This is a genomic window from Pseudoalteromonas sp. TAE56 (genome assembly GCF_000497955.1).
Classification (GTDB): Bacteria; Pseudomonadota; Gammaproteobacteria; order Enterobacterales; family Alteromonadaceae; genus Pseudoalteromonas.
The window spans coordinates 16563-37728 of the sequence record NZ_AUTN01000090.1 but is presented as its reverse complement, the minus strand read 5'-3'; the positions used below and the strand labels follow the sequence as shown (position 1 = coordinate 37728).

Annotated in this window: 16 protein-coding genes and 1 pseudogene; 8 read left to right on the top strand and 9 right to left on the bottom strand. The window is 39.4% G+C overall.

Annotated features, from left to right (window positions below; translation table 11 throughout):
- Positions 1-19: 19 nt before the first annotated feature.
- The 5 genes from xylA to L656_RS0109415 all read left to right on the top strand — a co-directional run bounded on the left by xylA (position 20) and on the right by L656_RS0109415 (position 5873).
- Complete coding sequence (gene xylA, locus L656_RS0109435) at positions 20-1339, top strand: xylose isomerase (protein WP_024599023.1); 1320 nt, start codon at positions 20-22, stop codon at positions 1337-1339.
- A gap of 39 nt (positions 1340-1378) precedes the next feature.
- Positions 1379-2317 (top strand): transaldolase, encoded by a 939-nt coding sequence (gene tal / locus L656_RS0109430; RefSeq protein WP_029750724.1) that lies wholly within the window; start codon positions 1379-1381, stop codon positions 2315-2317.
- 58 nt (positions 2318-2375) lie between these two features.
- On the top strand, positions 2376-4394 hold the full coding sequence (gene tkt, locus L656_RS0109425; protein ID WP_024599021.1) for a transketolase: 2019 nt from the start codon (positions 2376-2378) through the stop codon (positions 4392-4394).
- Between the two features lie 107 nt (positions 4395-4501).
- Positions 4502-4885: a hypothetical protein gene (locus L656_RS0109420; protein ID WP_024593043.1), complete on the top strand. Its 384-nt coding sequence runs from the start codon at positions 4502-4504 to the stop codon at positions 4883-4885.
- A gap of 13 nt (positions 4886-4898) precedes the next feature.
- Positions 4899-5873 (top strand): aldose epimerase family protein, encoded by a 975-nt coding sequence (locus L656_RS0109415; protein WP_024599020.1) that lies wholly within the window; start codon positions 4899-4901, stop codon positions 5871-5873.
- Positions 5874-5969: 96 nt separating this feature from the next.
- Here the strand turns inward: L656_RS0109415 and L656_RS0109410 are convergent, their stop codons facing one another.
- Positions 5970-7118, bottom strand: coding sequence for an endo-1,4-beta-xylanase (locus tag L656_RS0109410; protein WP_024599019.1), 1149 nt, complete (start codon positions 7116-7118; stop codon positions 5970-5972).
- 156 nt (positions 7119-7274) lie between these two features.
- Between L656_RS0109410 and L656_RS0109405 the strand changes: the two genes are divergently transcribed.
- Positions 7275-7697: a cupin domain-containing protein gene (locus L656_RS0109405; protein ID WP_024599018.1), complete on the top strand. Its 423-nt coding sequence runs from the start codon at positions 7275-7277 to the stop codon at positions 7695-7697.
- 99 nt (positions 7698-7796) lie between these two features.
- On the top strand, positions 7797-9461 hold the full coding sequence (locus L656_RS0109400; RefSeq protein ID WP_024599017.1) for a hypothetical protein: 1665 nt from the start codon (positions 7797-7799) through the stop codon (positions 9459-9461).
- A gap of 131 nt (positions 9462-9592) precedes the next feature.
- On the opposite strand, the gene L656_RS0109395 is transcribed toward L656_RS0109400, so the two are convergent.
- Together L656_RS0109395 and L656_RS0109390 are read right to left on the bottom strand one after the other, a co-directional pair.
- Positions 9593-11815, bottom strand: a complete 2223-nt coding sequence (locus L656_RS0109395; protein ID WP_024599016.1) for an endo-1,4-beta-xylanase — start codon at positions 11813-11815, stop codon at positions 9593-9595.
- A 583-nt stretch (positions 11816-12398) separates the two neighbouring features.
- Positions 12399-13532, bottom strand: coding sequence for an endo-1,4-beta-xylanase (locus L656_RS0109390; protein WP_024599015.1), 1134 nt, complete (start codon positions 13530-13532; stop codon positions 12399-12401).
- Positions 13533-13647: 115 nt separating this feature from the next.
- Here L656_RS0109390 and L656_RS0109385 point away from each other — a divergent pair, with 115 nt between their 5' ends.
- On the top strand, positions 13648-14622 hold the full coding sequence (locus tag L656_RS0109385) for an SMP-30/gluconolactonase/LRE family protein (protein ID WP_024599014.1): 975 nt from the start codon (positions 13648-13650) through the stop codon (positions 14620-14622).
- 153 nt (positions 14623-14775) lie between these two features.
- Here the strand turns inward: L656_RS0109385 and L656_RS1000000123705 are convergent.
- The 6 genes and pseudogenes from L656_RS1000000123705 to L656_RS0109355 all read right to left on the bottom strand — a co-directional run bounded on the left by L656_RS1000000123705 (position 14776) and on the right by L656_RS0109355 (position 21106).
- A pseudogene (locus L656_RS1000000123705) lies at positions 14776-15876 on the bottom strand (glycosyl hydrolase family 8).
- A 413-nt stretch (positions 15877-16289) separates the two neighbouring features.
- On the bottom strand, positions 16290-17111 hold the full coding sequence (locus L656_RS0109375) for a ThuA domain-containing protein (RefSeq protein ID WP_024599013.1): 822 nt from the start codon (positions 17109-17111) through the stop codon (positions 16290-16292).
- A 7-nt stretch (positions 17112-17118) separates the two neighbouring features.
- The gene (locus L656_RS0109370) at positions 17119-17829 is read right to left on the bottom strand and encodes a DUF6445 family protein (RefSeq protein ID WP_024599012.1); all 711 of its coding nucleotides are present in this window, start codon (positions 17827-17829) and stop codon (positions 17119-17121) included.
- A 5-nt stretch (positions 17830-17834) separates the two neighbouring features.
- A complete protein-coding gene (locus L656_RS0109365; protein ID WP_024599011.1) occupies positions 17835-19319 on the bottom strand; it encodes a tryptophan halogenase family protein in 1485 nt (494 codons plus the stop codon).
- A 22-nt stretch (positions 19320-19341) separates the two neighbouring features.
- Complete coding sequence (locus L656_RS0109360; protein ID WP_024599010.1) at positions 19342-20352, bottom strand: cupin-like domain-containing protein; 1011 nt, start codon at positions 20350-20352, stop codon at positions 19342-19344.
- A 10-nt stretch (positions 20353-20362) separates the two neighbouring features.
- Positions 20363-21106 (bottom strand): SapC family protein, encoded by a 744-nt coding sequence (locus tag L656_RS0109355; protein ID WP_024599009.1) that lies wholly within the window; start codon positions 21104-21106, stop codon positions 20363-20365.
- Positions 21107-21166 lie beyond the last annotated feature (60 nt).

The following is a 21166-nucleotide window of genomic DNA, read 5'->3' as shown; positions in this document are numbered from 1 at the left end:
AAAATTAATGGAGCACAATATGAGCGAGCAATTTTTTACAAACGTTGAAAAAATTAAATTTGAGGGTGAAAACTCTAAAAACCCATTTGCATTTCGTTACTACGACGAAAACCAAGTAGTGCTTGGCAAAACAATGAAAGAGCACCTTCGTTTTGCAGCTTGTTACTGGCATAACTTTTGTTCTACAGGGTTTGATATTTTTGGTGAAGGTACGTTTGACCGTCCTTGGATCCAACCTGTGGGCAACCAATTAGAACTTGCTGAACAAAAAGTAAAAGTAGCCTTTGAATTTTATGAAAAATTAGGCGTTCCTTACTTTTGTTTTCATGATGTTGATATTGCACCTGAAGGCAAAACACTACAAGAAAGCCACGATAACGTAACGCATATCGCTAACATTATCGAAAAAGAAATGCAGCGCACAGGTGTAAAACTACTGTGGGGTACTGCTAACTTATTTTCAAATCAACGTTTTTGTGCCGGTGGTGCAACAAACCCTAATCCTAATACGTATGCATATGCAGCAGCACAAGTTAAACATGCAATGGAAATAACGCATCGTTTAGGCGGCGAAAACTACGTACTTTGGGGTGGTCGTGAAGGTTACGACACGCTACTAAATACAGACCTTGCACAAGAAAGCGAACAGTACGCACGCTTTTTAAAAATGGTTGTAGAGCACAAGAAAAAAATTGGTTTTAAAGGTACATTATTAATTGAGCCAAAACCACAAGAGCCGACTAAGCACCAGTACGATTACGATACAGCAACAGTTGCAGGCTTTTTGTATAAGCACGGCTTACAAGACGAAATTAAAGTAAACATTGAAGCAAACCACGCAACACTTGCGGGTCATAGTTTCCATCACGAAATTGCAGTTGCTTGCGCAGAAGGCATTATGGGTAGTATTGATGCTAACCGCGGCGACATGCAAAACGGTTGGGATACAGACCAATTTCCTAACGATGTAGCTGAGTGCACACTTGTTGTTTATGAAATTTTAAAAATGGGTGGCTTTACAACGGGCGGCTTTAACTTTGACACTAAACTTCGTCGTCAATCGTGTGAACGCGATGACTTATTCATTGGTCACATTGGCGGTATGGATACGATGGCTAAAGCATTACTCAATGCAGCAGCAATGATTGAAGGTGGCGAGCTGTCTGACTTTGTTGAAAAACGTTACGCAGGCTGGAAAGAAGACCTAGGTCAAAGCATTCTAAATGGTGAGCAATCACTTGAGAGCCTTTCAGCCTTAGTACACGAGAACAACATCGATCCTAAGCAAGTTTCTGGTCGCCAAGAACTGCTTGAGAATATTGTTAACCGCTACGTATAAGGACATCGCCTCGGTTTTAAAGCCGAGGCGTACATCATTATGAACTTGTTAGAACAACTCAAAAAAGTAACCACGGTCGTTGCCGACAGTGGCGATGTAGAGTCAATCAAAGCTCTACAACCGGTTGATGCAACAACCAACCCTTCGTTAATTTTACAAGCTGCAAAATTACCTCAGTATAAACATTTAATTAGTGATGCTATAAGCAAAGCTGGCAACGACGTTGACGCTATTTGCGACCAACTTATTGTTAACTTTGGCTGTGAAATACTAAAGGTAATACCTGGGCGTATATCAAGCGAAGTAGATGCGCGTTTATCGTTTGACACCAAAGCAAGTATTGCCAAAGGGCGTAAGCTTATTTCGCTTTACGAGCAAGCGGGTATTTCAAAAGACCGCGTACTTATTAAACTTGCTTCAACATGGGAAGGCATTAAAGCCGCCGAACAGTTAGAAAAAGAAGGTATTAAGTGTAACTTAACCCTGCTTTTTTCGATGGCTCAAGCCATTGCATGCGCACAAGCTAACGTAACGCTTATATCTCCGTTTGTTGGGCGTATTCTTGATTGGTACAAAGCCCGCGATAATAAAGAATACACTCCAAGCGAAGATCCTGGTGTGCAGTCGGTTACAGGTATTTATCAGTACTACAAAAAGTACGATTATAAAACCGTGGTAATGGGCGCAAGCTTTAGAAACACTGAAGAAATAATCGAACTTGCTGGCTGCGATTTACTGACTATCTCGCCATCATTACTCAATGATTTACAAAGTCAAGAAGGTACTCTGGTTACTAAGCTTGACGCTGCAAATATTGCCAAAGCACCGCAAAGTGACATAACCCCACTCACCCACGAGCAATTTTTATGGCAGCACAACGAAGATGCAATGGCCAGCGAAAAGCTCGGTGAAGGTATTCGTAACTTTGCCAAAGATCAGCGTATTTTGGCTAAATTGGTTGAAGACTTACTAAACTAATTTCCCTCAAGCCTGCCATATTATGTGCAGGCTTTTTTAATTTTATTTGAGGTAATACATGACTCAGCTTTCTTCTCGTGCGCCTTTTGCAAATGCTATTCGCGCACTTAGCATGGATGCGGTACAGCAAGCAAATTCAGGGCATCCGGGCGCACCTATGGGTATGGCCGATATAGCCGAAGTACTGTGGAACGATTTTTTAAACCATAATCCAAACGATCCAAATTGGGCAAACCGAGACCGCTTTGTACTCAGTAACGGTCACGGATCTATGCTTATTTATTCTTTATTGCATTTAAGCGGGTACGAACTACCACTAAGCGAGCTTAAACAATTTAGACAAATGCATTCAAAAACCCCAGGACACCCTGAATACGGTTATACCCCAGGTGTTGAAACAACCACAGGCCCGCTTGGCGCAGGTTTATCAAATGCCGTAGGTATGGCCATTGCCGAAAAAGCCCTCGCCGCGCAATTTAACAAAGAGAGTTTTGATATTGTAGATCATTACACTTACTGTTTTATGGGTGATGGCTGTTTAATGGAAGGCATATCGCACGAAGCATGTTCGCTTGCAGGCACACTAGGCTTGGGTAAACTTATTGCTTTTTGGGACGATAACGGTATATCTATCGACGGACACGTTGAGGGCTGGTTTACCGACGACACCGCTAAACGCTTTGAAGCGTACGGCTGGCATTTAATAAAAGATATAGACGGCCACGACCCAGAACAAATTGCCAGCGCCATTGCACAAGCAAAACAAGTGAGCGACAAACCTACTCTACTTTGTTGTAAAACCGTGATTGGTTTTGGCTCGCCAAATAAATCAGGCTCGCACGATTGCCACGGTTCGCCATTAGGTGATGACGAAATAACTGCGGCGCGCAAATTTTTAAACCTCCCAAATAAAGCATTTAGTATTAGTGATGATATTTACGCCCATTGGGACGCCAAACAAAGCGGTGATAAAAAACAAAAACAATGGCAACAACTTTTTAGCGACTACACCAAAAGCCACCCAGAGCTTGCCAAAGAATTTGAACGCCGCGTAATTAAACGCACCTTGCCTGAAAGTTTTAAAGCTATTGCAAACGACTACATTGCACAGTGCAACAAAGACGCTGCCAACATTGCAAGCCGAAAAGCCTCGCAAAATACCATTGAAGCCTTTGCCCCGCACTTACCAGAGTTATTGGGTGGCTCTGCCGATTTAGCCGGTTCTAATTTAACGCTATGGTCTGGCTCTAAAGGCATAAGCGCAGATGACGCCAGCGGTAATTACCTATTTTATGGCGTGCGCGAGTTCGGTATGAGCGGCATTATGAATGGCATATCACTGCACAGTGGTTTTATTAATTACGGCGCTACATTTTTAATGTTTATGGAATATGCCCGTAACGCAGTCAGAATGTCGGCACTTATGGGTATTCAAAATATATTTGTGTATACCCACGACTCTATAGGCCAAGGTGAAGACGGTCCAACTCACCAACCTATTGAGCAACTAGCCAACCTACGTATGACCCCAAACCTAGTCACATGGCGCCCGTGTGATGCAGTAGAAACTGCAGTATCGTGGAAAAACGCGATACAAAATCAGCAGCAACCTACTGCGCTTATTTTTAGTCGCCAAGGGCTCAACCACCAGCCACGCAGCGCACAGCAAATTAGCGATATAGAAAAAGGCGGCTACATTCTTAGCGATAGCAGTAAAACGCCTGAGCTTATTTTAATTGCAACGGGTTCTGAAGTTGATTTAGCAATGCAAGCCGCAAAAGAGCTGACAGCACAAGGTGTTGCAGTGCGTGTGGTATCAATGCCAAGCACCACATTGTTTGACCTGCAATCAGACGATTACAAGCAAAGTGTATTGCCAAACTCGGTAGCAAACCGTATTGCAATTGAAGCATCACACCAAGATTACTGGCTAAAATATGTAGGCTTACAAGGCAAAGTAATTGGTATGAGCACTTTTGGTGAGTCGGCGCCAGGTAACGTGTTATTAGAGCATTTTGGCTTTACCACCAAAAATGTAGTGAGCACCGCGCAGGCGTTAATTAAAGCCAACGCTTAATATATTTAGTACGCGTAATGCGCTAAATAATCCAAACTTTATCCAATTAATGCGCTAAGCCTCCCAAAGCTCGGCGCATTTTTACAATTAACCAACAAAGGTGAACTATGAAATACTTACTGTTAATTATGCTTTTTAGTGCGAGTACTAGTTTTAACGCATGGGCAAATGACGAGCAAAATGATGAACTAATGCTAACGATTTTTTTAAAACACGACCAATCAAAAAATCTCTCTGAAATAAAAGAAATACTCAATAACGCTAACTTTTACAAACATTTTCCGCCAGAGGGCGCAACGGTAGAATCTTGGAAAGTAATGATGGGCATAGGGCAAGTAGTCACTTTGCGCTTTCCGGCAGCGTTGTTACCTAAAGTAAACTTATCGATTGAACGTTATGGTTGGAAAGCTTACAGCACTGAGTTTTACCCAACTTACGATCTGTACCCAATCGTAAAAGAAGAAATTAAAAAAGCTAGAACGAACAATTAAAAGAGTAACCACAATGACAACTTCACTTATTCAATACACACTAAGTAATGAGGTAAACGACACTATTTCTATTATTAACTACGGTGCCCGGCTTACCAGCTGGGTTACCCATATTGATAATAAAAAACGAAATATTGTACTTGGCTATTCTAATATTAATGATTATTTAAACGACACGTTTTACTTAGGCGCTATAGCCGGCCCTTATGCAAACAGGCTAAGTAACGCCCGAATAAACATTGATGATAAAGCCTATGCACTTAATAAAAACGAAGGAGTAAACCAACTTCACGGCGGCCAAAAAGCATTAAGCGACTTGTTTTGGCAGCTCGATTATCATCACAAAAATGCAATAAGTTTAAGTATTACCCTACCCGATGGATACAACGGCTACCCAGGTAAAACTACATTTAACGTGCTGTATACCTTTACCACTAACAGTAAAAGCCACAGTAATCTTGATATTAAATTTACAATTACCAGTAATAAAAAAACCATTGCAGGGCCAACAGCGCACCCGTATTTTAATTTAAATGGCATTACTAACAGCGCACAAGGGCATGCATTAAAACTGGCCGGCGCGTATTATACCCCCGTAGATACAAACGCCATTCCCACAGGTTTAATAACGCCTGTAGCAAATACCACTTTTGACTACACAAATGCGCGGGTGCTTAATAAAACCGATAAGCTCGATCATAACTTTGTAACCGAACAAACACTTAACCTGCAAACCAATAAGCAACACGCAGAGCTTACAAGCGCCGATACAAAACTAGTGCTGAGTGTATTCTCTAACTACCCTGCCATTCAGGTTTATACAGGGCAGCATTTAAAAACTCCGTTTAATGCATACGACGGTATATGCCTAGAACCCCAATTTTTCCCCGACAGCCCTAATAACCCACACTTCCCATTTAGCTATTTAACACCACAAGTGCCTTTGCAAACGCATATTAGTTACTGCTTAACTAACTTGAAATCTTAATAATAAACCTATCAAAAATAGCTATTTTAAGCGCTTAAAACCAAAAAAGGATCGCTATTAAGCGATCCTTTGCGGGAGGTTAAATGTTTAGTGCGATTATAAATCGCTTACAAAGCTTTTAAGTTTTAACTCACGGTCAATTAATAATGGGTAATCGGTGCGCCCTTGCATTGGCCAATCGTTGCGCCAAGTACGTGCATCGCTTATACCCCAAAAAGTAACACGGCTTACTTTATCGTCATGTTTTTTAAGTATGTTAAACACGGCTTTGTAGCGCTCGCCTAACTGGGTGTTTACTTCACTAGGTAAACCATTCGGGTATGGGTTAAAGCGCTCTTGTAGCGCAATATCTAACGAAATGTCAGCGCCTTGCTCTTCACCTTCAGGGAACGGTAATACCGAAATATCAAGCTCGGTTATCATCACATCAATGCCAGTGGCTGCGTATGCCAAAATAGAGTCTTCCATTAACGAAAGCTCTGGGTTATCAAGCGAGTAATGCGCTTGCATACCAATACCATCAATTTGAATACCTTTGCTTTGCAAATTTTTAATAAGCGCAATTGCACCGGCTCTTTTTTCTGGCTTATACAAGTTGTAATCGTTGTAATATAACTTGGCATTAGGTGCTGCCTGTTTAGCGTATTTAAACGCGTATTCTATAAAGTCGTCACCAATAATGGTGCTCCATTTAGATTCGCGCAGTGTGCCGTCTTCGTTAAGTGCTTCGTTTACCACGTCCCATGCAAAAATGCGGTTTTTATAGCGCCCTGCAACAGCATTAATATGGTTTTGCATACGCTTAAGTAATGCATCGCGGGTAAGCGGCTCGCCTTGGTCGTCTTCAAAAACCCAGTCAGGGGTTTGCGAATGCCACACTAATGTGTGCCCAACTAACTCTTGGTTGTTCTCTTGTGCGTACTCAACTAGCGCATCAGCAGCTTCAAAGTCATACGTTTCTAGCTCTGGGTGTATACGCTCCCACTTCATTGAGTTTTCTGGCGTAAAGGTATTAAATTGCGCTTTAGCCACATTTAAATCTTCAGGCAAAGCCTCTAATATTTGGTCGCGGCTAATCGCTGTACCTATTTTAAAGTGGTCTTTAAATTGCGCTTTAAGCGTTAATTGCTCCGGCGCTTTTTGTGATTTTAATGTCGGTTTACTTTGCTCTGCTGAGTCATTACAGCCAAGTGCAAGGCTCGACATTCCTAATAAAATAGCAATCGTAAGTTTATTTTTATGCATGATGTACCTGTTGTGTGTTTTTAGTGTGCAACGTAAACTTAACACCATATAGTCCTTTTGACAACAACGTTTTATTAAAATAGACTGAACAAAAATAACACAGCATACATTTCTTAATTACACACCTAACTAGTAAATAAATTGGCAAGGACACACATGAAAAACACAACAAACACCTTATCACTAACAGCCGCAGCCATTTTTGCATTACCTGTCAGCGCAGCAGATAAATCCACACTACTTACATCAGCTATTGTAAGTCAAAAAGACGCGCACATTACTCACTACGAAGGCGGTGATTTTCATACCTACTTTTACGGCGATACACCACTCACCAAAGGCGCTATTACGGGCGTTGCGGTTATTAAACCTAATAACGAAATACATCCTGCCCACCAGCATCCCGATGAAGAATACCTAATGATTCTCGAGGGCTCTGGCACGTGGACGCTTAATGGCAAAAGCCAGCCAGCGCATACTGGAGATATTTTATTTGCAGCCCCTAACGACGTACACGGCATTTATAACAACGGCGATGTGCCACTTAAGTTTGTAGTCGTGAGGTATCAGGCTAAGTAGTTTTGGGTCGCGAGATTAGGAAGCTTACTTAATAGAAAGGATTATATTGAATAATTAATTAAGTTAGCTTAGCTTGTATAAAAAATAAGGAAATTACTCATGTCTGACTACCATAAACAAATCCATACTCTTTTCTCAGATGACTCCTTCCCTCCTATGATTATTTTTTCCGGTAAATGGGGGGCTGGTAAGACATATTACGTAACAGAGCATTTAATTGAAGATCTAAAAAACGTCTATAGCTATAACGTTACATATATTTCCACTATGGGAATTTCATCACTTGATGATTTTAAGGATCTAATTGTTTCTAAAAGATATCTTGAAAAAAAACATGATTCAAATGGAGTATCTAAATTAATAGAACTATTTGGTTCCATAGAAAAAAACTCTCTAGGCAATAACGCAATTACTAGCGTACTAAAAGGATCGACCGGTGCTATAAAACATTATATGTTAAAGAATATATCTAATGAGCTTTTTATTATCGATGACATTGAGCGTATCGAAGATTGTAAGCTGAAAAAGAATATAATTGGGGAATGCCTGAGACTTACTGAGAACAATAATAAATTTTTATTTGTCACTGTTGATGATGAGTTAAAGCTTGATAAATCTTTTACCGAAAAAGTATTTTCTGACTCTATAATATTTAGCTTAAATAGCTTTGATATTTTTTCTATTTTTAAGCCGAAATTTGTTCATTTAACTGATTCACAAAATCATATTGAAGAGTTTATAAATAAGCATGAGCTATATAATCTTAGAGTTCTCAATAGAACATTTAAAAGACTTGAAGCACTTTTAAAATATGTAAATGAACTAGAAGACGTTAACTATGAATTACTTAAAGGTAAAATAATTAATGATGGTTTACACATATCTAAGATGTATTACATTGAAAACAGAACAGTTAATGAAATAATAAGTACAGATGAAGATAAAAAAGAAAAGATAAAATTAAAAATTAGAGGCTCGTTGACACTAAATGAATTATTTGTACGATACATCATTGGTCGACACTTAAGTGTTACTGATGTTTTTAATGTAGATGAACTCCCTAAAAAAAAATCACTTTTAGATACTCTATTATTTGAGCAGCCTTTTAGCTTAAGCGACTCTGAATTCATTCGAGGTGTATCTGAACTTAAATATTACATACTAACCGAAATAAATGTAGAAATTAGGAAGTTTTTCGAATGTTGCTTCTACCATGAGTATCTTGTCGACAATAGTTATATCCCAAAAGATGAGAGCATTATATTTGATACAATAAGAATATTAGCTGATCAAAAGACTTTCATAAACTACCGCAGCAATAGAAGTTTATCAATATCCAACCCCAAATATAAAGATATAGCTGATGAATATATAGAGAAGTTAGATATAGAAACTGCTGGTAAAGAAATAAGTGATTTATATGAGTCATTGCAAGTGTCATTTAAAAGATCAATGCTTTATATGGGAAACAATTATAAGACAAGACCTATTCTCAATAAATTTACAGTTACCCAATGGAAATCTCTTATAAAAGGTTGGACGTTTAATGAAATTGGCTATTTCTCTGACTACCTTTTTGAAAGGTATAGAACATTTAGTCATACATATAACTTCAGTGAAGAAAAGGAAACTTTAGAAAAACTTTTAAACTTTGTGAAGTTGGAACTAGCTAATCAACCAGTTTCGCCCAAAAAAGGAACTCTTAACAGACTAGAAAAAGCTCTTTATTTTTCTTTTAATAAATTAGATACCGATAACGTTTAGCTAAACCAAAATATTAATTCTTCTGCTGAATATAAAATACTTTTATAAAAAATTAACCCCCCCTCTAAAAAAATAGTCTGTATAAAAATACAGACTATTTAATCTGGGGTTAATTTCCTTTAGCTAGGTTTTTATTCGACCAAGGTTACCGATACATCATCCACATAAAAGTCAGCAGTGAGTTCACTTGACTCAACATAAAGTAAAGCGGCGCTTTCCTGCGTTGTAATTGAATGTGTGTAAGTGCCCGAAAGCTGTACCCAGTCACCCGTGTTAACGGTAGTAACGGGTGTAAGCTCAAGGTACTCGGTGCTAGTGTGCTCTATTTGTAGTGTGAGTTTTATATCTGGCGACACTGTTGTGCTGTCGTCAAATAACTTAACCCATGCAGATACGTTATAGGTTTTATCTACTGTAAATAAGCCTTTTACATCCTTTTGTATGCCATTCCACGTTTCAGTTCGCCCTTGTACTAAAGCGCTATTATTGCCATTGTGGGCTTGGGTTGTTTCAAGAGTTATGCTTGCACTGCCACGGGCTTGCCATGAATCTAGTCCGGCTTCAAAGTCGCCATTAGTTAGCAGCTCTGATGAAGGTGCTGGTTCAGCTACTTCAATTAGCTCTTTTAATGCATTAGCAAATCCCTGTAAGGCAGGCTTTGCAGTAAAGTCATTAAAAAATAACAGTGGCCATTCTGTTGTTGGCTCTGGCCAGTTTTGTAACCAGCTATCCTCGTCAATTACGCCCCAAATAGTTATGCCACCGCGTTGATCTTCAGGTACAGTTTCTAAGTATGTTTTAACAATATCGTAGTAGTACTGCTTTTGTTCGTCCGCTCTTTCACTGGTTAGGTAAGTTAGAGGAATGCCGCCTTCGTGGTTCATACGAACATCTAGCTCGGTAATTTTTACTTTGATTTTAGGGCGAATATCGACCACTTTTTGAAGATGTGTCTGAATGGTTGAAATATCAGGGCTGTTAAGTGAAATATGAGATTGAAACCCTATACCATCAATAGGCACGCCATTGGTTTGAAAGTCGTTAACCATATTGATAACAGCATCTAATTTATCTGCATTCCAAATCAGGTTGTAATCGTTATAGTATAAGTCGGCATCAGGATCGGCCGCTCTTGCTGCTTTATAGGATAACGACAAAAATTCAGCACCTATATTTTCAAACCACACAGATTCGTCAGCGCTGTCGTTTGTGGTTTTTTCACCACGGTATTTACCATTTTCCATAAACGCTTCGTTAACTACATCCCAGCTAACTACCGTATCGTTATCACCTTCTTCTTCAAAATGAGTGGCAACTTGAGTGATATGATTTTCCATCATGGTTATCCAAGCGCTTTTATCACCTTGAAAACTTTGCATCCAAGGTGCAATTTGCGAGTGCCAAACAAAAACATGGCCATGTACCGTGAGTGAGTTGTCTTTGGCGTAGTTAACTAGCTCATCAGAATCATCGTAAAAAAATTCACCTTGGGTTGGTTGTAAATAGGTAGGCTTCATAATGTTTTCAGCAGAGAGTTGATTAAAGTGTTGTTCAATAATCGTTTTAATCTCTGGTCTGTCTATTATGCTGTTACCAAATCCACCCGCAGGAACAGCTACACCAATATTAAAATTAGGTGCTAATGCTTTTAAACTTTGTGCTGTCACTTCGCTGTATTGAACATCGGGTATTTCTTCTGCTGGTACATCGTCTAAAATAAAGCCTGAAAATTCGTCAATATATATAGATTTGTTAATGTTTTCTTCTTTTGAAAAGTGAATTGCTAATCTAACTAATGAGTCAGCTTCGGCAGTTGCTGCTGTTAATGTAATTTTTTGCCACTCGCCTGTGAGTGTTTCTTTTACCAGGCTAAGTTGACCGTAATCTGGTGCGGGCGTTTGAATCCAAAAATCGGCACTGGTTCCCTCTTCACCTTTGGCCCAAACACTAAACTCGTAATTTTTACCTCCAGTGATAGGAATGTCTTCATAAGCTATTTCAATTCCCCAAGGGTTGTCACCCAATGTATTAACAATAACCTCAGCTGCTTTGGTGCCTTTGTAAGTATTAACGCCTTCTTGCGATTCAATTACCTCTATAGTAGAAGCAGCGCTTGATTCTTGATCTGGTCTAAATACCCAATTTCCGACAGGCGTTGTTTGCCCTGTAGTGTCTTCTTCAAACCCACCATTTGTTATTTCAGCTGCTATTGGCGCTTCAGGCGCTGGAGTATCAGGGGCTACTACTTCCGGTATAGGTTCAGGCACCGGTGTATCTTTACTATTCCCCCCGCACGCCATTAATAGTGATACTAAGGTCACTAATCCGGTGTTACGAAAAATCGATTTATTCATTTTTATTCCTTAGACTAAAGCAATAAATGAGTCGTTTTTAAACTAGGTGCAGTAAAAGCCATTTGAGTGAATAAAATATGATAAGAGTATTTCTACTGCATTATCAAAATCTATTATTCAACATGACTATAACTAATTAGAAAAACAAACAGTCATTTATATTTATTATTTTAATATCTCTTCAAACGTTAATATTTACCTTGTACAAGGGTACAAATATAAACTTAAAATCATTGAGTTATAGTTAAGGTTTAAATTAAAATTTATTGTTTTATATCGTGTGTGTGAATATGCAATCATAAAATTAACCTAAAACCAACATTGTTATAGTCTATTTAACAATAAGGATCAAGGCTAAAATTTGACCCGTTTCTTATTAAGTATGCTTTGAGTTTGATTTGAGCCTGATAAAAATAATTAAATAGAAGGTGTAAGTGATACTTGTGCTTGTATTACTTAGGTAAGATCAAGGTTTACCAGCTCATCGCTTAGTAAAATGACTTTTATTTGCCTCCATATAAAAATTTGCAAACAAAAAAAGCCGAGTATTTAAAAATACTCGGCTTTGACTACACAATGCGATTTACTTAACTACATCAGCAATGGTTTTAATAACTGGCTTAGGGTTTAAATTACGATCCCATAGTAATGGGTAGTTTGTTCTGTTTGGGATTGGGTAGTCGTTTTTCCACGACATACCATCGTGTAATCCCCAAAAGGTTACGCGGTCTATCTTGTCGCGCTTTGCATAAAACAATTCAAACAAGGCTTTATAACGGGCGTTTAGTTGCGCCTCTACATCGCTCGGCAAGCCATTTTTGTATGGGTCGAGGTAGGTTTCAAACTCTTCTAACTGAAACTGCGGTTTCATCATATCGGTGCCGGTAATTTGCCCTTCTTTTGTTAAAGGCAGCACGTCTATATCAAGCTCGGTGATCATCACTTTTATACCCAGTGCGGCGTATGCGTCAATGGCTTGTTCAATGTATTGCATTTTAGGAAAGTTAAGCCCCCAATGCGCTTGTATGCCAATGCCATCAATGCGGATACCTTCTTTTTGCAGCATTTTGATCATGCGTATAATGCCGTCTCTTTTTTCTGGTCGCCATGCATTAAAATCGTTGTAGTAAAGCTCGGTATTAGGTGAATACTGCTGGGCGTATTTAAACGCGGCTTTTACCATCGTATCGCCATCACCAACGCGGTTAACCCACACAGTTGGGCGATAAGAGCCATCATCAGCAATCACTTCGTTAACTACATCCCACGCATCTACTTTGTTTTTATAGCGCCCTGCTACAAGCTCTATGTGTTTGCGCATTTGCTCTAACTGCTCTGCTGGGGTATTTGGCTCATTTTTGCTATTTGTAAAAAACCAGTCAGGCGTTTGGTTATGCCACACTAAGGTGTGGGCTACGGTAAACATGTTATTTTGCTTGGCAAAATCTATAAACGCATCTGCACCACTAAAATCGACCTTACCTTGCTGTGGGTAAATTACTTCTGCTTTCATGGCGTTTTCTAGGGTGACTGTATTAAATTGCTTAGCAATAATTGACTGCGCGGCTGCGTTTTTGCCTGTCACTATATCTTGGTTTACAGCAACCCCCATTTTGAATGAGTCTGCAAAGGTGTTTTTAAGAGCTTGGTCTTGTGCAGCGTTTACGCTTAATGACCCTGCAAGTAAAAGCAGGCTGAGTGTGTGTTTTTTATGCATGTGTGTGCTCCGTTGAATCGTTATTATTTTCGATAAATATCATACAACGAAAAAAATAAATGATATAGTCAAAATGACCATTAATTATAAATTAAACAAACCTGAGTAAACGTCTATGCTAAAAACACACAAAAAAACGCTAAGCTTAGTTGTATTAATACTCTGTTTTAATAAAGCAGCGCTGGCACAACAACCTGAAAATACGCCTTTGTTAAACACTGTAAACAGCCAAAGCAATGAGCAGTCGCCATTAATAAAGGGCGTAAAACCCACACTTGTTAGTGACGAGCTTTTATTTTTAGAAGGCCCAACGTGGTCAAGCCAAGACAATGCGTTTTATTTTTCAGAAATGAACTTTGCAAGCTCGCAAGCACTTGGCCCCGACTCCACCATTTATAAATTAGTGCTGCCCAATACTCTCACCACTTATTTAAAACACAGTGGTACAAACGGATTGTATGCCAAAGGAGAGAGCCTCTATACGCTTAACCATAGTACGCAGTCGCTTTCTAAAATTAATATAAAAAGTAAAACTAATACCGTAATAGTCAATAAATTTGATGGGCTAAGCTTTAGCTCGCCAAACGATATGACTATGCATAAAAATGGCGATATATTTTTTACCGATCCTAACTGGCAAATAGGCGAACGCACTCAACAAATGCCTTATACCGGTGTGTATAAGTTAAGTAATACGGGCACACTTAGTTTAATTGACGCCACGCTTGAAAAGCCCAACGGTGTTGCGCTCTCGCCAGATCAGCATACCCTTTATATTGGCGACTTTAGCAACCGCGTAAGCAAATACACTATTGATGAAAACGGTGATATTTCACCACGCGAAGACTTTATTAAAGTAACCTCGCCCGATGGCATAAAAGTAGACTCCGCTGGCAATATTTACGTTAGCAGCCACAAAAAAGGCGTTATTAATATTTATACGCCAGAAGGTGCATTTATCGATAAAATTGAACTGGGCCCTAATGTAACCAACCTTGCCTTTGGTGGTAAAAACCGAAAAACGTTATTAATAACTACCGCTAAGGGGTTATTTACACTTGATGTAAAAATAGCTGGTTTGGCTAATTAGTTAAATTAGTTAAGCAACTTATTAAAGAGAAAGTTAAGTTTATTAGTTAAGCACAAAAACCGGTGTAACTTGGTTACACCGGTTTTTTATTATTTAAGTTATTGCTGCCTAAGCTTTTACTACTTAGGTTTTTGCTACTTAAGCACCGTTATTTTAATTAAACGTGTTGTTATAAAACTTAAAATTGCCCGATACATGCAGCATAGCTAACATATACAGCGAACCATTGTAGTAACGGTAGCTACCGGTTGGTTGCGATAAAGACCAAAACTCGTTAAAAAATTCATTTGCTTGTCCAGCGTTTGTTGAAGCAAGTAACGCTACTGCATTCGCGGCTTTTTGACCTTCGCCTGCACAGCCTTTGTTTTGCGCACCACCGTACGAATACACTTGCTCGTAACAGTTTTTACTGTTGTTTGTTTTTGCATAACTTAAAAAGCCAAGTGCTTTATTAACTGCATTTTTATGCCACGCTTGAGCACCCATTAAATGCGCGTCTAAACCCACATTTATAATTACGCGCCATGCATCAAATTCATACCATTGACCTGGGTTTGCTTGGCCGTTAAAAATGTAGCCAATAACAGGGCTGCCATCTAAGCGCGATAAAAATGTAGGTAAGTTCCAATGCGGATTATCACTTACTTTTGTAAAATGGTTTTTGAGTAAGGTTCTACTTTTTGTGGCTACTTGTCGCCAGTAAGTTTTGTCTGCTTGGTTAGTTACGTTATTAGCAAAGTAGTCGTAAAACGCAGGTATATGGTAAGAAGGGTCTGTTAAGTTATCAATGTAAGGCGAAAAGCGGATTATTTAGTTTTCCATCAGCTTATTTTTAATTGTGTTTAACATGGTAATTGCATCGTTGTAGTAGTTAAACTCCCCCGAATTACCCCAACGAGCGGAGGCATTAAGTAGTGCAAAAGCAAAGTACTCTTCGCCATCCGGAGCGGGGCCTTCATCTACTTTATAAACAAAGCCGTTTTGATTAAGCTTTAGTTTCCACGCGTAAACGCCTTGTTTTTTTACATCAGGGTGGTTGTCTGGATTTTTTTGATACGCTTTTGCAAAGCGCCATAGGTTATCAAATTCTTCTTGTTTATTAAGCATGACAGCAGCGGTCATTCCCCACGATTGCCCTTCTGTTCTTATATCATCACCCTCGTCAGGGTTAATTGCTTTTATGTAGTGTGCTTTATAAACACCGTTTTCGGTGTACGGGTAGTAAAGTTGTTGTGTATTGTTATAGCCAAACATATTGTCAAAAGTACTATTCACCTTTTGTTGTATGTTTGTTTTACCCATTTCTTGTGCGAGGTTACGGTATGCCCCTGAACTATCAGCGCCTACACTCGATGGGTTACTATTAAATGCAACAAGTGATTGATAGCTTATTAGTGTTAACAATAAAGTTGTTATTTTAAAAAATACTTTCATGTTTATCCTCTTTATTTGAATTATATCAGCGTGCAAATTTAATATAGTCTTTTTGACCATTTGATCAAGGTATTCTCAAAACTATTTATCTGTTTTATAAACTAAGTGAAATGTGTGAGGTGCTTAATAAGTGTTTAAGAAGTACTTAAAAAATATAAAAGGCCGCTTAAAAAAGCAGCCTGAATCGACATGAATTGTGCTAAAAAGCGTATTTATTAGTTATTTATTAATTACTACTTTTTTAATCCTTTACCCGTTGCAGCCCAATAAATTCCGCCATAAATATGCTCGGTTAAAAACTCACTTTTATACACTGCATTAGTATGCCCAAGGGCTGTATAAAACGAGCGTCCGCCATCGTAATTGTGATACCACGAAATAGGATGAAACGCCCCCATACCTGAGCCTGTTTTGTTATTACCCCAATCGGCAGTTGGGTTGTAACTTTGCTCATCAACTGTGAGTAAGTAGTTTAACTTAGTTAGCTCGGGCCCAAATTCGTACCACTCGTCGGTCCAAAGCATTTCCTGCGGCATATGGTTTAAGCCAATAAAGCGAGTATTAGGCACTTTACTTAGTACGCCAGTTTGAATAACAGGATGAATGTTAAAGGTGCGCCCCACCAACTTTTGATACCACGGCCAGTCGTATTCGGTATCTGATGCGCTATGAATGCCAACAAAGCCTTTGCCTGCTTTTACAAATCGCTCAAGCGCGGCTTGCTCTTTTGGGTTTAAAATATCGCCCGTGGTTGATAAAAATAACACTACATCAACATTCTTTAAGTAATAGTCGTTAAAATAATGGCTTTCTTCGTGCCAAATTAAGTTAAAAAAGTGCTTATCGGCTAAGCCTTCTAGCGCTTTAACGCCTTCGGTTTGCGACTTATGGTGCCACCCTGCGGTTTTTGTAAATAGCAGCACATTAAATTGCTTTTTAGGGAGGGTATCAAACCCTGTAGCATTACTTTTTTGCACTGTTACCATACTCAGCGCCAATACAACAAAGCTTAATAGCCAACCCTTATATGCGAATCTAGATAAAGAAAAAGACATAGTAATCCTATTTAAAATGAACAAACATATTAGCCGTTAGCCGCCCTGTTTGTGGACACGACGAAATATCGGTAGAGGTGTTAAGTAAACTGGTGTGCAGCAAATACCCAGGAAACACAATAAGTCTATTTGACTTATATTCTATGTGCTTGTAGCACTCAAATTCACTATGCTGTGTGGTGCAATAACTAGGCTTTGCATTATCTAATTCAAGGTACTTCTGAGCATATGTTAAATACGTGTTTTTGCGCTTTGAGCTTATTGTTTCAAACCCTGTTTTTTTATGTCTAAAAAATCCAGTGCCGCCGTGCGCTCCCTCTCCAAGGTAATGAATAATGGCAATTAAGTTTGGATCGTTTGTATCAAAGTGTGGCAAGGTTTGTATTGGTGATAGCTGCCGCTCCGTTTTAGTAATTAACGATAGGGTATTATCTTTTGGGTATGGGGTAAGTGTTTGCCCAATGTTAAATACGTTATAAAACCCCTGTATAAGCGGCTTTAGGTAATCAACCACACATTGCTTTGGCAGCGGCATGCGTAAACCTGGGTATTGAGTGAGTTCGTCGGGTTTAAACTCCCCATTACTTTGAGCAGCACTTTGCGCTAGGTTTATAAGTTTTTGCGGCACACTTAGGTAGTCGTCAATTATAATAATTGGCGTTTGCTCTTGCCCTATAAACTCATATTGCGGCTGTAAGTTATTGCCAAGTGTTAGCATAATACTTACTTAGCCTTGCAATAATGATTAATAAAATCAATGTGACTCGGTAAGCTATTTGCCTTTTTAGCCACATGATTTTTTATTGATTCTAAAAATCGTTTAAGCTCATCATCGCTCATGCTGTCTACAATGGGGTGATAATTTTGCGGCATTAGCCCTTGCCCTAACATCACTTGTAACCACGATGCTTCGCCAAATAGCTCTTGCTCTGCTTTATATACATGCCCGCTTTGCTTAAATAGCTCAATGCGCTTGGCGAGTGACTCTGGTATTGGCATGTTTTTACAGTAGCGCCAAAAGTCGCTGTCGGTGCGCTGCGTTACGTGGTAATGCAGCACAATAAAGTCGCGAATGTTTTCGGCTTCAAAGCGCATTTTGTTATTAAAGTCATCTTGATAGCACGACTCGATTGCTTTGGTTGGCATGTTTTGCATTAATCTTATAATGCTTTGCTGAATTAAATGAATACTGGTTGATTCAAGCGGCTCAATAAAACCACTTGCCAAGCCAATAGCAACACAGTTTTTGTTCCAATGTTTACGTCGTGTACCGGTGCGGTATTTAATAACGCGCGGCTCATTAATAGGTTTGCCTTCTACGTTATTGAGGAGCGCTGTTTTGGCCTCATCATCGCTCATGTATTTACTGCAAAACACAAAACCATTACCACGGCGGCTTTGCAGCGGTATTTGCCACTGCCAACCACATTTATGTGCCATTGCACGTGTGTATGGCACAATTGGGCTTACTAATTCTGTTTGCACTGCAACGGCACTGTCGCACGGGAGCCAATGGCTCCAATCTTCGTATCCGGTGTGTAGCGCTTGCTCTATTAATAAACCTTTAAAGCCGGTGCAATCTATAAATAAATCGCCCTCAATAATTTGCCCGTCACCTAAAGTAAGCGATTTTATAAAGCCATTGGTGGGCTCTAAATTAACTTTGCTTATCATGCCTTCTATACGTTTAGCGCCGTTTTGCTCTGCAAAATTTCGTAAAAATTTAGCGTACAAACCGGCATCTAACTGATAAGCATGGTTACGGTCTTGATTCGTCACTACGGCAAATTTACCCAAGCGACTTGCTACGTGCTCTGTGCAATAGTCGCCAATATCGGCTGCAACACCTTGTTGCATACCTTTTAGCCAAAAGTGCTGAAAACCTGCAGCCCAACAGCCTTGTCCAACATAACCAAATGAGTGAAAGTAGCTTTGTTGGTTTTGTTTCCAACCCTCAAACGATATGCCTAATTTGAACGTGGCGTTAGTGGCTGCCATAAATTCTGATTCGCTGATTTTTAGTAAATCATGAAATATATGCAGCGTAGGAATAGTTGACTCCCCGACCCCTACGGTAGGAATTAAATCGGATTCAACTAAGCACACTTTAATATTTTTACCTAGTAGCTTTGCCATTGCAGCGCTACACATCCAACCGGCGGTTCCGCCACCTGCTATTACGATTTTTTTAATTGCATTTTGATTCATATTTCAAACCTTACAAGTACGCTTAGCGTCTTAATTTATTTTGTAATTCGGCTCTTAATTTACGCGCTGCAAGCTCATCCATTGGCTTTGCTAAAATAGCCTGTGCAGGCTCTGGGATGTGAGTAAATTCGTTATCGGAAAATACGTAGTAATTAAACAAACGTTGCCATGCTTCGCGCTCATGCTTTGGTAAATTACGTATGTTTAAAATAGCAAGGTGCAACGCATTAGTAGGCTGACCATAAACCGCAGGCGTATTTTTAAACCAATAATTAAACAGTATATTTAAGCTGCCAAGCCCCTCTACTTGGTGCCACCACATGCTGGGCAATATAAGGGCATCGCCGGCTTCAAGATCAACGGTAATTGCCGCTTTTATTGCCTGCTCAAACTTAGGAAACTGCTCAAAGTTAGGTGCAGTTGTAGTGGTTAAGCTTATTGGCTGACCACCGGGTGCTTTATCAAGCGGACCTATATATAGATTGTCTATTTGATCGGGGGCAAATAAAGTAAAACGCCTTTTACCTGCAACGCAACATGCTAAATTTTGCGCTACGTCGTAATGTGCTGGTACGGTAACTTTTCCGCCTGCCCATACATTAAATAAACAGCCTTCGTTTAATGCGTTAACGTGGCAGTGATTAACCAAACCAGGTAAGCACTGTGCAATGCTAGTAGAGCCAATGTATAAAGTGTCGGCTTGTGGGTTATTTCCACTTTGCATTATTTGCTCAAGCGCACTAATAAATGCCGCTTGTTGATTAGTAAAGTTAAAACCGCTCATATCAGGGTTATACCCTACAACCCCGCTTTGACTGGCGGGTATTGTGCAAGTGTTAACTAAAAAACCTTCGTAAAACGGTGTTAAATAATCAATTGCAGCTGCATCAGATTTTTTAGCGGCAATAACGAGGGGCCAATCGCTTACAAACCCTTTTAGTACAATAGGCACAGGCGAGTTTAAAAACTCTTTGGGCAACGTGCTGGGAGTTAAGCCATTAAGCGTTTGAATTTTATTTTCTAAATTTTCCATAGTTAAGCACTTACACAGCGTGCTTTTGTAGCATAAGTTGCTCGTTTTTAAGCGCGACTAAATCACGTACATGTACTTGCGAGGCAATGACCATGTATATACACGCTAAATACCCTTGCGAGTGCAGCTGCGCAATTGCATCGCTACTTAGTTGGTTAAGCGTGTCTTCGTTTATGGTGTAAAAGCCGAGTAAGTTATGTTTAAGCCCGTTTACTAAATCAAGCTCTAGGGATACCGACTCAAGTAAACCATGTTTAATTAAGGTTTTAATAAAGGGCTGGTTTTGTTGTAAACCATGATGCAGGTTGTCGAGCACATTTATTACGTTTTCGAGGTAATCGCTATTCCCGCCGTGTTCTAAAAATAAGTTAATACCCTGCTTTGTTGATACTTTTGGCGAGTCTAAATCAATGCTAAGCATGCGCTCTTGCGTTGCTACACCGTTTTGCATTGTATTTTGAGTAGCAATAGCAAAAGGCAGTCGCTGCATACTTAACGGAATGTAGTGTGCTTGCCATTGCTGGTTTACTAAAAATAAATTTTCGTCTTTATTTATGCCGTACAAACACACCGACGAAAATGTATTTGTTGTATCGTCTTTGGTAAAAAATATTGGGTAATGTGCTTGAGCGACTCTAAATTCGCTCACAAATGTTTCGCTATACCAAACCCCGTCACCTAAGTGTGTGCTGCGTGCAGGGTTTATTTTTAAATGCTGATGTTCAACATTATTTAATAATGCATGATTGGCCATGGATTGTGTGCTCCAATTGTTGTTGTGTGCCTTTACTTACTGTTACGAGTTAAATGTAAC

Excerpts from the sequence above, each read along its gene's own strand:
- xylA (WP_024599023.1), top strand. The coding sequence starts at position 20 with ATGAGCGAGCAATTTTTTACAAACGTTGAAAAAATTAAATTTGAGGGT.
- tal (WP_029750724.1), top strand. The coding sequence starts at position 1,379 with ATGAACTTGTTAGAACAACTCAAAAAAGTAACCACGGTCGTTGCCGAC.
- tkt (WP_024599021.1), top strand. The coding sequence starts at position 2,376 with ATGACTCAGCTTTCTTCTCGTGCGCCTTTTGCAAATGCTATTCGCGCA.
- L656_RS0109420 (WP_024593043.1), top strand. The coding sequence starts at position 4,502 with ATGAAATACTTACTGTTAATTATGCTTTTTAGTGCGAGTACTAGTTTT.
- L656_RS0109415 (WP_024599020.1), top strand. The coding sequence starts at position 4,899 with ATGACAACTTCACTTATTCAATACACACTAAGTAATGAGGTAAACGAC.
- L656_RS0109410 (WP_024599019.1), bottom strand. The coding sequence starts at position 7,118 with ATGCATAAAAATAAACTTACGATTGCTATTTTATTAGGAATGTCGAGC.
- L656_RS0109405 (WP_024599018.1), top strand. The coding sequence starts at position 7,275 with ATGAAAAACACAACAAACACCTTATCACTAACAGCCGCAGCCATTTTT.
- L656_RS0109400 (WP_024599017.1), top strand. The coding sequence starts at position 7,797 with ATGTCTGACTACCATAAACAAATCCATACTCTTTTCTCAGATGACTCC.
- L656_RS0109395 (WP_024599016.1), bottom strand. The coding sequence starts at position 11,815 with ATGAATAAATCGATTTTTCGTAACACCGGATTAGTGACCTTAGTATCA.
- L656_RS0109390 (WP_024599015.1), bottom strand. The coding sequence starts at position 13,532 with ATGCATAAAAAACACACACTCAGCCTGCTTTTACTTGCAGGGTCATTA.
- L656_RS0109385 (WP_024599014.1), top strand. The coding sequence starts at position 13,648 with ATGCTAAAAACACACAAAAAAACGCTAAGCTTAGTTGTATTAATACTC.
- L656_RS0109375 (WP_024599013.1), bottom strand. The coding sequence starts at position 17,111 with ATGTCTTTTTCTTTATCTAGATTCGCATATAAGGGTTGGCTATTAAGC.
- L656_RS0109370 (WP_024599012.1), bottom strand. The coding sequence starts at position 17,829 with ATGCTAACACTTGGCAATAACTTACAGCCGCAATATGAGTTTATAGGG.
- L656_RS0109365 (WP_024599011.1), bottom strand. The coding sequence starts at position 19,319 with ATGAATCAAAATGCAATTAAAAAAATCGTAATAGCAGGTGGCGGAACC.
- L656_RS0109360 (WP_024599010.1), bottom strand. The coding sequence starts at position 20,352 with ATGGAAAATTTAGAAAATAAAATTCAAACGCTTAATGGCTTAACTCCC.
- L656_RS0109355 (WP_024599009.1), bottom strand. The coding sequence starts at position 21,106 with ATGGCCAATCATGCATTATTAAATAATGTTGAACATCAGCATTTAAAA.